The 13,787-nt window shown below is 32.1% G+C and carries 13 protein-coding genes; all 13 read left to right on the top strand.

The features are described from left to right. Positions 1-18: 18 nt before the first annotated feature. Positions 19-1,407: an asparagine--tRNA ligase gene (gene asnS, locus ACOX6R_RS05130; RefSeq protein ID WP_433447946.1), complete on the top strand. Its 1,389-nt coding sequence runs from the start codon at positions 19-21 to the stop codon at positions 1,405-1,407. A gap of 9 nt (positions 1,408-1,416) precedes the next feature. Then, positions 1,417-3,828, top strand: a complete 2,412-nt coding sequence (gene leuS / locus ACOX6R_RS05125) for a leucine--tRNA ligase (protein WP_433447943.1) — start codon at positions 1,417-1,419, stop codon at positions 3,826-3,828. Between the two features lie 47 nt (positions 3,829-3,875). After that, positions 3,876-4,751, top strand: coding sequence for a YicC/YloC family endoribonuclease (locus tag ACOX6R_RS05120; protein WP_433447941.1), 876 nt, complete (start codon positions 3,876-3,878; stop codon positions 4,749-4,751). Between the two features lie 8 nt (positions 4,752-4,759). After that, the gene (locus ACOX6R_RS05115; protein ID WP_433447939.1) at positions 4,760-4,990 is read left to right on the top strand and encodes an extracellular matrix/biofilm biosynthesis regulator RemA family protein; all 231 of its coding nucleotides are present in this window, start codon (positions 4,760-4,762) and stop codon (positions 4,988-4,990) included. Between the two features lie 12 nt (positions 4,991-5,002). After that, positions 5,003-5,626 carry a guanylate kinase gene (gene gmk, locus ACOX6R_RS05110; RefSeq protein ID WP_433447938.1) on the top strand — a complete coding sequence of 208 codons (624 nt, stop codon included), beginning with the start codon at positions 5,003-5,005 and terminating at the stop codon, positions 5,624-5,626. Then, entirely contained in the window at positions 5,623-5,928 is a 306-nt protein-coding gene (rpoZ, locus tag ACOX6R_RS05105; protein ID WP_433447936.1) for a DNA-directed RNA polymerase subunit omega, read from the top strand. The genes gmk and rpoZ overlap by 4 nt, the downstream gene beginning before the upstream one ends. Before the next feature lies 1 nt (position 5,929). Further along, positions 5,930-7,123, top strand: a complete 1,194-nt coding sequence (coaBC, locus tag ACOX6R_RS05100; protein ID WP_433447934.1) for a bifunctional phosphopantothenoylcysteine decarboxylase/phosphopantothenate--cysteine ligase CoaBC — start codon at positions 5,930-5,932, stop codon at positions 7,121-7,123. Between the two features lie 29 nt (positions 7,124-7,152). Next, the gene (priA, locus tag ACOX6R_RS05095) at positions 7,153-9,498 is read left to right on the top strand and encodes a primosomal protein N' (RefSeq protein WP_433447932.1); all 2,346 of its coding nucleotides are present in this window, start codon (positions 7,153-7,155) and stop codon (positions 9,496-9,498) included. A gap of 10 nt (positions 9,499-9,508) precedes the next feature. After that, positions 9,509-9,982, top strand: coding sequence for a peptide deformylase (gene def, locus ACOX6R_RS05090; protein ID WP_433447930.1), 474 nt, complete (start codon positions 9,509-9,511; stop codon positions 9,980-9,982). Between the two features lies 1 nt (position 9,983). Then, positions 9,984-10,910 (top strand): methionyl-tRNA formyltransferase, encoded by a 927-nt coding sequence (fmt, locus tag ACOX6R_RS05085; protein ID WP_433447926.1) that lies wholly within the window; start codon positions 9,984-9,986, stop codon positions 10,908-10,910. 1 nt (position 10,911) lies between these two features. Further along, complete coding sequence (locus tag ACOX6R_RS05080) at positions 10,912-11,592, top strand: zinc metallopeptidase (RefSeq protein WP_433447924.1); 681 nt, start codon at positions 10,912-10,914, stop codon at positions 11,590-11,592. Continuing rightward, positions 11,592-12,890, top strand: a complete 1,299-nt coding sequence (gene rsmB / locus ACOX6R_RS05075; RefSeq protein WP_433447922.1) for a 16S rRNA (cytosine(967)-C(5))-methyltransferase RsmB — start codon at positions 11,592-11,594, stop codon at positions 12,888-12,890. The genes ACOX6R_RS05080 and rsmB overlap by 1 nt, the downstream gene beginning before the upstream one ends. Positions 12,891-12,955: 65 nt before the next feature. Beyond that, positions 12,956-13,787: 23S rRNA (adenine(2503)-C(2))-methyltransferase RlmN (gene rlmN, locus ACOX6R_RS05070; RefSeq protein WP_433447920.1), on the top strand; the 832-nt coding region annotated here is incomplete at its 3' end.

Below are 13,787 nucleotides of genomic sequence, written 5' to 3'. Positions count from 1 at the left end.
AGAATAGTAGGAGGAGTTATGGGAATTAGTATTAGAGATATTTTTACTAGCCCAGAAAAATATCTAAACAGAGAAATCACAATTGAAGGCTGGATAAAAACAGCTAGGGCATCAAAAAACTTTGGATTTATAGAATTAACTGATGGTACTTTATTTAATCCAATCCAAGTAGTTTATGGAAAAGAATTAGAAAACTTTGATGAAATAGATAAATATACAATAAGTTCATCCCTTAAAGTGACTGGAAAATTAGTTGAGTCACCTGGACAAAAACAATCTTTTGAAATACAAGCAACAAAAATAGAAGCTGAAGATATTTCTGATGCATCTTATCCGCTTCAAAAGAAAAGACATACAATGGAATACTTAAGAACTATTGCACATCTTAGACCAAGATCTAATACATTTAATGCAGTTTTTAGAGTAAGATCTCTAATTGCATTTGCAATACATGAATTCTTTCAACAAAAAGGATTTGTATATGTTCACGCTCCAATAATTACTGCATCCGATGCAGAAGGTGCAGGTGAGATGTTCCAAGTTACAACAATAGATATGAATAAATTACTTCAATCTGGAGCAGATAAGGTTGATTATTCAAAGGACTTCTTCAATAAAAAGACAAGTCTTACTGTATCAGGACAACTAGAAGCTGAAGCTTTTGCACTTGCTTTTAAAAACATATATACATTTGGACCAACATTTAGAGCAGAAAATTCAAACACTCAAAGACATGCTGCTGAGTTTTGGATGATTGAACCTGAAATGGCATTTGCAGATTTAAATGTAAACATGGACGTTTCAGAAGAGATGTTAAAATATATCATTAGCTATGTTCTTGAGCATGCTCCAGAAGAAATGGAATTTTTCAATAAATTTATCGACAAAGGTCTCTTAGAAAGATTAAACAATGTAGCTCAAAATGAATTTGCAAGAATAACTTATACAAAAGCTATTGAAATATTAGAAAAAGCTGATAGAGAATTTAAATATCCAGTTAGCTGGGGAATTGATTTACAAACAGAACACGAAAGATATATAACAGAAGAAGTTTATAAAAAACCAGTATTTGTAACAGATTATCCTAAGGAAATAAAGGCTTTTTATATGTATGAAAATGAAGACAAGAAAACTGTAGCAGCTATGGACCTTCTAGTTCCGGGAGTTGGAGAAATTATTGGTGGATCTCAAAGAGAGCACAGACTAGATATACTTGAAGAAAAGATGAAAGATCTAAACATGGATATGGACACTTATGATTGGTATCTTGATCTAAGAAGATATGGATCTGTTGTTCACTCTGGATTTGGTTTAGGTTTTGAAAGAGCAGTAATGTATATCACAGGAATGAAAAACATAAGAGACGTAATACCTTTCCCAAGAACTGTAGGAAATGCTGAATTTTAGGAGAAATGAATGAGAGAATATAATCCAGGTATAATAGAAAAAAAGTGGCAAGATTATTGGGATGAGCACGAAACTTTTGTGTGTGAAAATAATTCAGATAAAGAAAAGTTTTATGCACTAGTAGAGTTTCCTTATCCATCAGGACAAGGACTACATGTTGGACATCCACGCCCTTACACAGCCCTAGATATAGTTTCTAGAGTAAAGAGAATGCAAGGATATAATGTACTATATCCAATGGGTTGGGATGCATTTGGACTTCCAACTGAAAATTTTGCCATCAAAAATAAAATTCATCCAGCAATCGTAACTAAAAACAATGTGGATCATTTTAAAAAGCAATTAAAATCAATTGGTTTTTCTTTTGATTGGTCAAGAGAAATAAACACAACTGATCCAAATTATTACAAGTGGACACAATGGATTTTCTTACAATTATTTAAAAAAGGTCTTGCATATAAACAAGAAATGCCAATAAACTGGTGCCCTTCATGTCTAATTGGACTCTCTAACGAAGAAGTTGTGGGCGGAAAATGTGAAAGATGTGGACACGAAGTTGTAAGAAAAGTTAAAAGTCAGTGGATGCTAAAAATAACTGAGTATGCTGATAGATTGATAGACGACTTAGATGATCTTGATTTTATTGACCGCGTTGTTGCACAACAAAAAAATTGGATTGGAAGAAGTGAAGGGGCAAGCATCAATTTTAAATTAAAAGACATTGATGAAGAACTTGAAGTATTCACTACAAGACCAGACACAATTTTTGGCGCGACATATATGGTAATTGCGCCTGAACATCCTATTATTGAAAAATATCAAGAAAAAATTGAAAATATAGACGAACTTAATGCCTACAAAGAAGAAGTTGCAAAGAAGAGTGACTTTGAAAGAAGAGAACTTGATAAAAATAAAACTGGCGTTGAGATTAAAGGACTAAAGGCAATAAATCCTATTACTAATAAAGAAATTCCAATTTGGATATCTGATTATGTAATGATGGGATATGGCACTGGTGCCATAATGGCCGTTCCAGCACACGATGACAGGGACTATGAATTTGCTAAGAAATTTAATCAAGGAATTATTCCAGTAATTGAAGGAAGCGACATTAGCGAAAAAGCTAATGCTGATACAGATCACGGAAAAATGATTAACTCAGGATTTTTAAATGGTCTTGAAGTTAAAGATGCAATCAAAAAAATGATTGAATATCTTGAAGAAAATAATCTTGGACACAAGAAGATAAATTATAAATTGCGTGACTGGGTATTCTCAAGACAAAGATATTGGGGAGAGCCAATACCTATAGTTCACTGTGAAAAATGTGGTTATGTTCCACTAGATGAAGAAGATTTGCCATTACTTCTTCCAGAAGTAGAAAATTATGAACCGACACATTCTGGGGAATCCCCACTTGCAAGCATGACTGATTGGGTTAACACAACTTGCCCAAAATGTGGTGGACCTGCAAAAAGAGAAACAGACACAATGCCACAATGGGCTGGTTCATCTTGGTATTTCTTAAGATATACTGATCCTCACAATGACAAAGAACTTGCAAGCAAGGAAGCTCTTCGTTATTGGATGCCAGTAGACTGGTACAATGGTGGAATGGAACACACAACACTTCACCTTCTTTATTCAAGATTTTGGCATAAATTCCTATATGATATTGGAGTAGTTCCAACTAAAGAACCTTATAAAAAGAGAACCTCTCATGGAATGATTTTAGGTAACAACAATGAAAAAATGTCAAAATCAAGAGGCAATGTAGTAAACCCAGATGACATTGTAAGTGAATACGGTGCAGATACATTAAGATGCTACGAGATGTTTATTGGTGACTTCGAAAAGCCAGTTCCATGGTCTGAAAACGGAGTTAAAGGTTGTAGAAGATTTATGGAAAGAGTGTGGAACCTTCAAGATTTAGTTGTCGATAAAGATGAATATTCAAAAGAACTTGAGTCTGAAATTCATAAGACAATTAAAAAAGTTACACACGACTACCTAAATCTAAAAGCGAATACATCAATTGCTGCACTAATGAGTCTAACTAATGAATTTAATAATCTTGGAAAAATAACTAAAGAAGATCTTAGAACTTTCTTAATACTTCTAAATCCAGTAGCTCCTCACATTACTGAAGAACTTTGGGAAGTTTGTGAACTTGGGGGAGTATTAAATGAAGCTAGCTGGCCAAAATATGATGAATCCAAGACAATAGATAACGAGATTGAAATTCCTGTTCAGTTTAATGGAAAAGTTAGATATACAATAAAGATTGAAAGAGACTCTTCAGAAGAAGATGTTTTAAAGATTGCTGAAGAAGATGAATCTTTCAACAAAAACACCGAAAATAAAAAGATAATAAAGAAAATTTATATTCCAAATAAAATTTTGAATATAGTAGTTAAGTAAAATAATAAGCACTTTAAGGTGCTTATTATTCTCTAAGGAGAGTTCTTATGAAAAGTATGACAGGATATGGCCTATCTGAGTTTAAGGATGAAAACTATCATATTAAAGTTGAGATTAAGTCGGTTAATAATAGATTTCTCGATATAAATACAAGACTTCCAAGATTTTTATTATTTGCAGAAGAAGAGATTAAAAGTCTACTTAAACAAAAATTAAACAGGGGAAAAGTCGATGTATTTATTAATTTTGAATTTTTGAATTCAGATAATGTAGACTTAGAAATTGACTACACATTGGCAAAAAAATATTATGAAGCAGGACTCATTATGGGTTCCAAATATGATATTGAAAATGACATTACAACTTCAAAAATTTTGTCTATGCCTGATGTAGTTAATATTTCTGATGCAGAAATTGATCCAGATGTTATTAAGGCTTATCTATTACAAACTACAGAAGAGGCAGTAAACGGATTAATCGGCATGAGAGAAGTTGAAGGTTCAAAATTAAAAGAAGATTTTGAAGTTAAATTATCTAACATAAATTCACTTGTACAAAAGATACAAAAGAGAGCTCCAATTACTTTAAAGGAAAATGAAGTAAAGCTTCGCGATAGAATTGATAAATACTTAGAAGAAAGTGAAGTAGAAGAAGCTCGCATATTGACAGAAATTGCCATTCTTTTGGACAAGCTGTCAATTGATGAAGAAATTACGAGATTATTTATACATGTTAAGAGTTTTAATGATATAATAAATTCCAATGGAGCAGTTGGCAGAAAACTGGATTTTCTATTGCAAGAATTCAACCGCGAAGCTAATACCATTGGTTCTAAATCAAATGATATTGAAACTTTAAATTTAGTTGTTGAACTAAAATCAGAAATAGAAAAGTTAAGAGAACAAGTACAAAATGTTGAATAGGAGTTTAAATGATTAATATTGGATTTGGTAATATGATCAATGAATCTAGAATAATAGCTGTACTATCTCCAGATTCTGCGCCACTAAAAAGGCTTATTAGCGATTCAAGACAGAAGAATAATGTCATAGACGCAACTTACGGCAGAAAGACTCGTTCCATTGTTGTAATGGATACGGCTCAAATAATACTCGCAAGTGTTGCTCCTCAAACTATATATCAAAGACTAGAAAATGATTAGGATGGTGATAATTTGGACGGCGGATTTTTATTAGTTCTTTCTGGACCTTCAGGCTCAGGAAAGGGAACAGTAAGCGAAGCTTTAATGGAACAAAATAAAGATATTATATTTTCAACTTCAGTTACAACTCGTATGCCAAGACCTGGTGAAGTAAATGGAGAAAATTACTTTTTTACTTCTATAGAAGAGTTTGAGAGAATGGTTGAAAATGATGAATTATTGGAACATGCCTTTGTACACACAAATTATTATGGCACTCCTAAGAAATTTGTTTTTGACGAAATAGATAAGGGTGAGATTGTACTACTAGAAATTGATGTACAAGGAGCACTTCAAGTTAAGAAAAAATATAAGGATGCAGTCTTTGTATTCTTAATACCTCCAACAATGGATGAATTAAAATCAAGACTCGTTAAAAGAGACACTGAAACTGAAGATGAAATAGAGACAAGATATAGAAATGCTTTTAAAGAGCTAGATTTTGTTGGTGAATATGATTATTTTGTCATAAATGATTATATAGAAAATGCTGTAAAGGATATTGAAAATATTATTGCAGCTGAAAAACTGCGTGTAAAGAGACATAAAGATATAAAAAGAGAAGTACAAGCAGAGGAGAGAGAAAATAAAAAATGATTATACCATCTTTTGAAGAAATACAAGAAATAACTAACTCAAGATATGAACTAGTAATGCTAGTATCAAAGAGAGCTAGAAAATTAGTTGATAATAATCCAAAATTGGTAGAGACTAAATCAAATAAACCAGTAACTATTGCTATAGAAGAAATTATGGCAAGAAAAGTTAAGTTTGGCGAAAAGATGAGCGATGCTGAATATGATGAAAGAATAAAAAAGCAAAGAGCTGAACTAATAGACAAATTAAAAAGAGAATATTTTTTGAACCCTGAAACTCAAGAAGAAATAGAAGAGGAATAGGATGTTAAAAGGCAAAAAAGTACTGCTTGGAGTTGCTGGAGGAATTGCTTCTTATAAATCTCCAGGAATATGCAGCCTACTAAGAAAAAATGGTGCAGAAGTTAAGGTTGTAATGACAAATAACGCGACTGAATTTGTCACACCTCTGACTTTCCAGACAATGTCAAACAATGTATGTCATGTAGAAATGTTTAATCAACTTTTTAATATGGATGTTGAACATATTTCATTGGCGAAATGGGCTGACATTATAGTGATAGCACCTGCAACAGCAAATGTAATAGGTAAATTTGCAAATGGAATTGCTGATGATATGCTCACAACAGTTCTTATGGCATCGAGATGTCCTGTAATGATTGCGCCGGGAATGAATACTGTAATGCTTGAAAGTGAAGCTAATCAGAAGAACATGAAAACTCTAAAAGATCGCGGAGTAATAGTTCTTGGCACTGCAACAGATGTCCTAGCTTGCAATGATTATGGCAGTGGAAAGATGCTTGAGCCATCAGAGATTGTTGATGAAATTGATTCTCTTCTTACAGAAAAAGATCTATCAGGCAAAAAATTTGTTATAACAGCAGGCCCTACTATTGAGCCACTTGATCCAGTTAGATATCTAACTAATCACTCATCGGGCAAAATGGGTTATGCTCTTGCCAATTGTGCAAAAAAACGTGGAGCTCACGTTACACTAATTTCAGGCCCAACGAGCATAACTCCTCCAAAAGTTGATAATTTTGTAAATGTTAAGACTACAAGAGATATGTTTGATGCAGTTGGTGAATATTTTGAAGACTCAGATGTTCTTATAAAGGCGGCTGCACCTGCTGATTACAGGCCAAAAAATTATTCTGAAGAAAAGATTAAAAAGACAGCAAAAGGTGATCTTAATAGTTTAGAAATGGAAAAGAACCCGGACATTGCACGTCATTATGGTGCGATGAAAAAGAATCAACTTATTGTTGGATTTGCAGCAGAGTCAAATAATATTTACGAATATGCAAAGGAAAAGTTAGAGAAGAAGAATTTTGACATGATAGTTGTAAACAATATTAAAAAAGAAGGCGCCGGATTTGGCACTGATACAAATATTGTTTCAATTATTGATAGAGAAAAGGTTGATGATTTGGAAATAATGAGTAAATCAGACCTTGCAAATGAAATTTTAGACAGAGTAAAAAGACTAATGAGCTAGAGAAATCTAGCTCTTTTGTAGGTGAAGAAATGTTTGTAGATATATTTATTGAAAATAATTTCCATAAAATTGACACTCTATACACATATTTGGCAAAAGAAAGCGACGATGTCGATGTCGGCAAGAGAGTTCTCGTAAGCTTTGGCAATGGATATAGGGTGGGCATAGTTCTGTCTATTTCAGATACTTACAATGGAGAGTATAGAGATAAATTAAAAAGAATAGAAAGAGTTTTAGATGACGAGCCAATAATATCAAAAGAGCTAATTGACCTTGGGGTTTGGATGAAAGATAGATATTTAGTTGGATATTCAAAAGCTTTTAGTCCTATTCTTCCACCAGGAAATCTCCAAAAAATAAAGAAAAAAATAAAAATAATAAAATATCCCTATGGCGAAGATCTAAAAAGACTTAATGAAATAAATCTTGAAACATTATATGAAGATTTAAATGAAGATGATAGAAAATTCATTTCTAAACTTAGAAAAAATGGTTTTGTTTCCTATGAGTATCTTCCCATAGTAGAAGTTAAGCCTTTTATGATTAATTTTTTAAAAGTATCAGATGATATTGATATGAACGCACTCGCACAATTAACTGAGAAGCAAAGAAATGTGTTTAATTTTATTTCAGAAAAAAATGAGGTCTCAAGAAAAGATGTAATGCAAAAATTACAAATTTCTCAGTCACCTATAAAGTCACTGATTGATAAGGGATTAATTGTAGAATACAAAAAAGAAATAACTAGGACTCCAAAATCTGCAAGGACAAATAGTGTTATTCACCGCCTAAATCAAGAGCAATTAAGAGCCTACAATGAAATAATTAGTTCCAAAAAAGAAGTATCTCTACTTTACGGTTTAACTGGAAGCGGCAAGACAGAGGTCTATATTCATCTTGTCAAAAAAATAATTGAAGATGGAGGAGATGCCATAGTACTTGTGCCAGAAATTGGACTTACTCCGCAGATGATTGATAGATTTAAGGGCAGATTTGATGGAAAAGTAGCAATTATTCATTCGAAACTATCTGCAGGTGAAAGATACGATGAATACAGAAAAATTTTAAATGGTGAAGTAAAAATTGTCGTTGGAGTAAGATCTGCAGTTTTTGCACCATTTAAAAATTTAAAGATGATTATTGTAGACGAGTCCCACGACTCATCCTACGATCTGCACGATGGTTTAAAGTATGACACAATTGAAGTTGCAAAGAGAAGAATTAAAGATAAAGGAAAACTCATACTTGGTTCTGCGACGCCCTCTGTTGAAAGTTATTATTATGCAAAAGAAGGAAAATACAACTTATTAAAGCTTATGAATAGAGCAACTAAAGGTTCTGTTATGCCAAAGACACAAATAGTCGACATGAGAGATGAGCTTTTAAGTGGTAATATTTCAATCTTTAGCAAAGACCTTCAAGAGGCGATGAAGGAGAAGCTTTCAAAAAATGAACAGATAATTTTATTTTTAAATAGAAGAGGATTTTCTAATTTTATATCATGCAGATCCTGTGGAGAAGTTATTAAGTGTGAAAACTGTGATATTTCAATGACTTATCACAAACCTATTAATAGACTTATTTGTCACTACTGCGGAAGTACAAAACCTGTGCCCAAAGTTTGTCCAAGTTGCGGTTCGAAATTTATTAAGCAGTTTGGCATAGGAACTCAAAGAGTTGAAGAAGAAGTACAAAAATTGTTCCCATATGCTAGAGTAATTAGGATGGATAGAGATACCACTTCAAAGAAAGACTCTTACAATAATTTTTATAAAAAAATTAAAGATGGAGAAGCTGATGTAATTGTGGGCACTCAGATGATTTCCAAGGGTTTTGATTTTGAAAATGTGACTCTTGTTGGAATAATAGCTGCGGATCTATCCATGTATGTTTCCGATTATAAGGCCACAGAAAATACATTTCAGCTCATCACACAAGTTTCGGGAAGAGCTGGCAGAGCTTCCAAAAAAGGAGAAGTAATTATTCAAACATACAATCCAACTAGTGAAGTGATTAAATATTCTGCAGACGGAAATTTTGAAGATTTTTTTGAATACGAACTAAGCGAGCGAAAGTTATTTGAGTATCCTCCGTTTGCTAAATTAATTGATGTTGAGATTGCGTCTGTAAACGAAAATTTATCTTATAAATGGGCCGATTATTTTTTAAATCTTTTGGCAAAAAATACAAATGACTTTGAGATTAAAGTTACAAAATTAATAAAAATGCCAAAAATAAAAAATATGTTTAAGACTAAGTTTAGTGTGAAGGTTAGTCCCAGTGAGCTTAATTTGTTAATAGAAGTCATAAATAGGGTAATAATTGATAGTAAAATATTAAATGAAGACAAAGTTTTTTTAAATATAGATTCATAAGGGTGATAATATGGCAAAAAGAGTAATAAGAACAGATGAAGATCCATTACTAAGAAAGAAATCAAGAGAAGTTACAAAGTTTGATGACAGATTAAAAGAATTAATCCAAGATATGTTTGAGACAATGGATGAAGCTCCAGGAGTTGGACTTGCAGCTCCTCAAGTTGGGATTCTAAAAAGAGTAATCGTAATTGATGACAGGGAAGAAGTAAATAGAAAGAGAATGTATATGATTAATCCAGTCATAACTCACAAAGAAGGCAAAGCTGTGGATTTAGAAGGTTGTCTTTCTGTGCCACTTAAACAGGGAACAGTAGAAAGAGCTACAAATATCGATGTTGAATACATGGATATTGATGGAAATAAAAAAAGTTTAAATGCCACTGATTTCTTTGCAAGAATTATACAACATGAAGTGGATCACTTAGACGGAATACTTTTCACAGACAAAGCTATTGATATTTACTTGCCAGAAGAGGGTTAAGATGAAATTTATTTTTATGGGAACGCCTGAATTTGCAGTTCCAATGTTAGAAAAATTAAATACTCTTGGGGATGTAGATCTTGTAGTTTCACAAGAAGATAAGAGAAAAGGTAGAGGCAAAAAGCTTAAAGAGACTCCAGTAAAGATAAAGGCTAAGGAACTTGCACTTGAAGTATTTCAACCTGAGAATGTAAATTCAAAAGAGTCAGTTGAAAAATTAAAATCTCACGAGCCAGATATTATAGTCGTAGTTGCTTATGGACAGTTGCTTACAGAAGAAATATTGCAGATACCAAAGAGATATATTATAAATATTCACGCATCACTTCTTCCAAAGCTTAGAGGAGCAGCTCCAATTAATAGAAGCATTATAGAAGGATTTGACAAGACTGGCGTAAGTTTAATGAAAGTGGAAAAAGGTCTTGATACAGGTGCAGTAAGTCATGTCAAAGAAATAGAAATTGACGGAATGAATGCAGGAGAGCTTGAGGATAAATTGGCAATACTTGGATCTAATCTTCTAGAAGAATTTATAAAAGAAGCAGAAGTTAAAGAAATTGAGTTTATTCCACAAGATGACAGTCAAATGACTTATGCAGAAAAGATAAATAAAGAGACCTTAAATCTTGACTTTAACAAGAATTCTAAAGAAGTTGTAAATTTAATAAGAGGTCTTAGTCCAAAATATGGTGCAAGATTTTATTATAAGGACATGCTCTATAAAATATACGATGCATGTGCTATAGAAAATAAAGATGATGTGGAAGCTGGAACTATTCTAAAGGCAAAAGACGAGCTCGTAATAAAGACTTTAGACGGAGCTATTTCTGTAAAAGAAGTACAAGCTCCAGGTAAGAGGGCAATGGCAATAAGTGATTTCTTAAGAGGAAATTCTTTTGAAGAAGGATATAAATTAGGAGGTAAATGATATGTATGGATTTTACGGATTTGACTATTTAATTTATATTTTGCCGGGAATGATTCTGGCTATTTATGCTCAGTCAAAAATAAGCTCTGCTTATAGTAAATATAAAAAAGTAGCTTCTAGTTCTTATATGAGTGGAGAAGAAGCTGCAAGAGAGATTTTAGATAGACATGGACTTTATGATGTCCAAATTAGAAGAATAAATGGTGAGCTAACCGACCACTATGATCCAAGGGATAAGACATTAAATTTATCAGATGATGTTTATAGAAATAGATCTATTGCATCTGTTTCTATTGCAGCCCATGAAGTAGGTCATGCCTTACAAGATGCAGAAGGATACACTCCACTTAGAGTTAGAGCAAGCCTTGTTCCACTAGCTAATTTGGGGACACAACTTAGCTTTTTCTTGATAATACTTGGATTTTTCTTCTCAACATTTTTTGTGCAACTAGGTGTAGCATTATTCTTCTTTGCAGTACTATTTCAAATAGTTACTCTTCCCGTTGAATATAATGCATCTAACAGAGCAAGGGCAGAGCTTGCAAATGGAATTTTAAATGATCAAGATTTGGAAGGAACAAATGCAGTTTTAAGTGCAGCAGCTTTAACTTATGTTGCAGCAACACTTGTTGCAATTGGTCAATTTTTAAGGCTACTTAGCATATTTGGAAGAAGAGATTAATGAAAAATGCAAGAGAGAAGGCACTTTTAATTTTAAACGATGTTTTTTATAAAGGTGCATTTTTAGAAGAACAACTAGAAATTTTGAGTTATTCCAAAATAGATAAGAGAGACTACGCCTTCATTAAAGAAATTACGACAGGCGTGGTCCGCAATAGAACTTATTTAGATTATGTGGTAAGGGCATACTCCAAGATTAAGTTTAGTAAGATTCACAAAATAATCTTGACAATCTTGGAGATGTCTATTTATCAAATGTTTTTTCTAGATAGAGTTCCAAATTATTCAATTATTTCTGAATCTGTTGAGTTGGCAAAAATTTATGGAAATAAAGGGTCCGTTGGATTTACTAACGGAATACTTAGAACTATTTCAAAACTAGAAAATAAGCCACAGGTAAAAATTAAGGACAGCATAGATAATTTAAGCACTTATTATTCACATCCAAGATTTTATACTGAATATTTTTACAATAATTATTCAGAAGATTTCACAAAAAAATTATTGAAATCAAATAACGAAATGCCACCTTTTACAGTTCGCATAAACACTCTTAAAATAAATAGAGATGATTTTATAAAAGAACTTGGTAAAGAGGGATTTTCTTATACCAAGACGCACTATAATAATGCTCTAAATATTGAAAATCCAGAGGGAATAATAGATAGCGATTTGTTTAGTAAGGGCTTTTTTTATGTCCAAGATTTGGCATCAATATTAGTTTCAGAATATTTAAATCCAGATAAAGACTCTAAAGTGCTAGACCTATGCGCATCTCCAGGAGGAAAGACTACGCATATTTCTGCCATAATGGAAAACACTGGTGAAGTAATTGCCTGTGACAAAAATAAAGCAAAACTAAATACAATTATTGAGAATGCCAAGAGACTGGGTTCTACAAATATAAAGACTAAACTAAACGATGCGACTATTTTTAATAAAGATTTTGAAAACGAATTTGACTACTGTCTTGTCGATGCACCTTGTTCAGGAATTGGACTATACAGAAAAAAACCGGACATAAAATGGAATAAAAATATAGAGGATATAGAAAATTTATCAAAGATACAAATTAGCATTTTGGAAAATGCAAAGAAATATATAAAACCAGGTGGCACGATTGTATATTCAACATGTTCTGTTTCAAAAATTGAAAATGAAGATGTAATTTCAAAATTTTTAAAAGAAAATTCAAACTTTAAAATTGAACAAATCGAAGGATATGATACCTACAAAATGTTTCCACATATAAATAATAGCGATGGATTTTCTATCACGAGGCTTATAAAAATATCTTGAAATTATTATATGTATTTATTTGGGGAAAATATGATGTTATAATAGATTAAGTTATAGGTGGTTTAATGGATTTAAATTCAATGTATTTAGAAGAACTTAGAGATTTTTTTGAGGCTAATGGCGAGAAGTCATTTAGGGGAAACCAACTTTTTACTTTTTTTCACGACAAAAGAAGAACTGATGTTGAAAACTCAAATTTATCTTCTAAAGCTTTAAATATAATGAAAGATGAAAAGATAACAAAAACTGAAATTTATGAAACTTACGATTCAAAAATTGATGATACTAAGAAAATGCTCTTTAAATTAGAGGATGATAATTTAATTGAGGGTGTTTTGATGAAATATAAGTTTGGTTATTCACAGTGCATTTCTACTCAAGTGGGTTGTAGAATGGGCTGTAGTTTTTGTGCATCTACTAAAGAGGGCATTATAAGAAACTTAAAAGCATCAGAAATGCTTGGCCAAATTTATGCCGTGGAAAATAAATATGATATCAAAGTTGGAAATATAATTTTGATGGGCAGTGGAGAACCACTTGATAACTTTGATGAAGTTCTCAGATTTATTAAAATTTTGCACGATGAAAATGGACAGAATTTAAGTTATAGAAATATTACTATTTCGACATGTGGGATAGCTGATAACATTAAAAAACTTGCAGATGAAGGTATCCCAGTAAATTTGGCACTAAGTCTACACCAAGCAAATGATGAAGACAGATCTAAAATAATGCCGATTAATAAAAAATATAATTTAAAAGCTGTCAAAGAATCATTATTATATTATCAAAATAAAATCAACAATAGGGTTACTATTGAATATACTTTAATAGATGGGCAGAATAATAAAGATAAAAATGTAAGAGAACTTAAGAAATTTACTAATGGTTTAAAGA

Origin of the sequence: Peptoniphilus sp. (assembly GCF_050943655.1) — a bacterium.
Taxonomy (GTDB): Bacteria; Bacillota; Clostridia; order Tissierellales; family Peptoniphilaceae; genus Peptoniphilus_A.
This window is presented reverse-complemented; position numbering and strand designations above follow the sequence as displayed.

Bases quoted from the DNA above. Each gene is read 5' to 3' on its own strand.
- asnS (WP_433447946.1), top strand. From the start codon at position 19: ATGGGAATTAGTATTAGAGATATTTTTACTAGCCCAGAAAAATATCTA.
- leuS (WP_433447943.1), top strand. From the start codon at position 1,417: ATGAGAGAATATAATCCAGGTATAATAGAAAAAAAGTGGCAAGATTAT.
- ACOX6R_RS05120 (WP_433447941.1), top strand. From the start codon at position 3,876: ATGAAAAGTATGACAGGATATGGCCTATCTGAGTTTAAGGATGAAAAC.
- ACOX6R_RS05115 (WP_433447939.1), top strand. From the start codon at position 4,760: ATGATTAATATTGGATTTGGTAATATGATCAATGAATCTAGAATAATA.
- rpoZ (WP_433447936.1), top strand. From the start codon at position 5,623: ATGATTATACCATCTTTTGAAGAAATACAAGAAATAACTAACTCAAGA.
- coaBC (WP_433447934.1), top strand. From the start codon at position 5,930: ATGTTAAAAGGCAAAAAAGTACTGCTTGGAGTTGCTGGAGGAATTGCT.
- priA (WP_433447932.1), top strand. From the start codon at position 7,153: ATGTTTGTAGATATATTTATTGAAAATAATTTCCATAAAATTGACACT.
- def (WP_433447930.1), top strand. From the start codon at position 9,509: ATGGCAAAAAGAGTAATAAGAACAGATGAAGATCCATTACTAAGAAAG.
- fmt (WP_433447926.1), top strand. From the start codon at position 9,984: ATGAAATTTATTTTTATGGGAACGCCTGAATTTGCAGTTCCAATGTTA.
- ACOX6R_RS05080 (WP_433447924.1), top strand. From the start codon at position 10,912: ATGTATGGATTTTACGGATTTGACTATTTAATTTATATTTTGCCGGGA.
- rsmB (WP_433447922.1), top strand. From the start codon at position 11,592: ATGAAAAATGCAAGAGAGAAGGCACTTTTAATTTTAAACGATGTTTTT.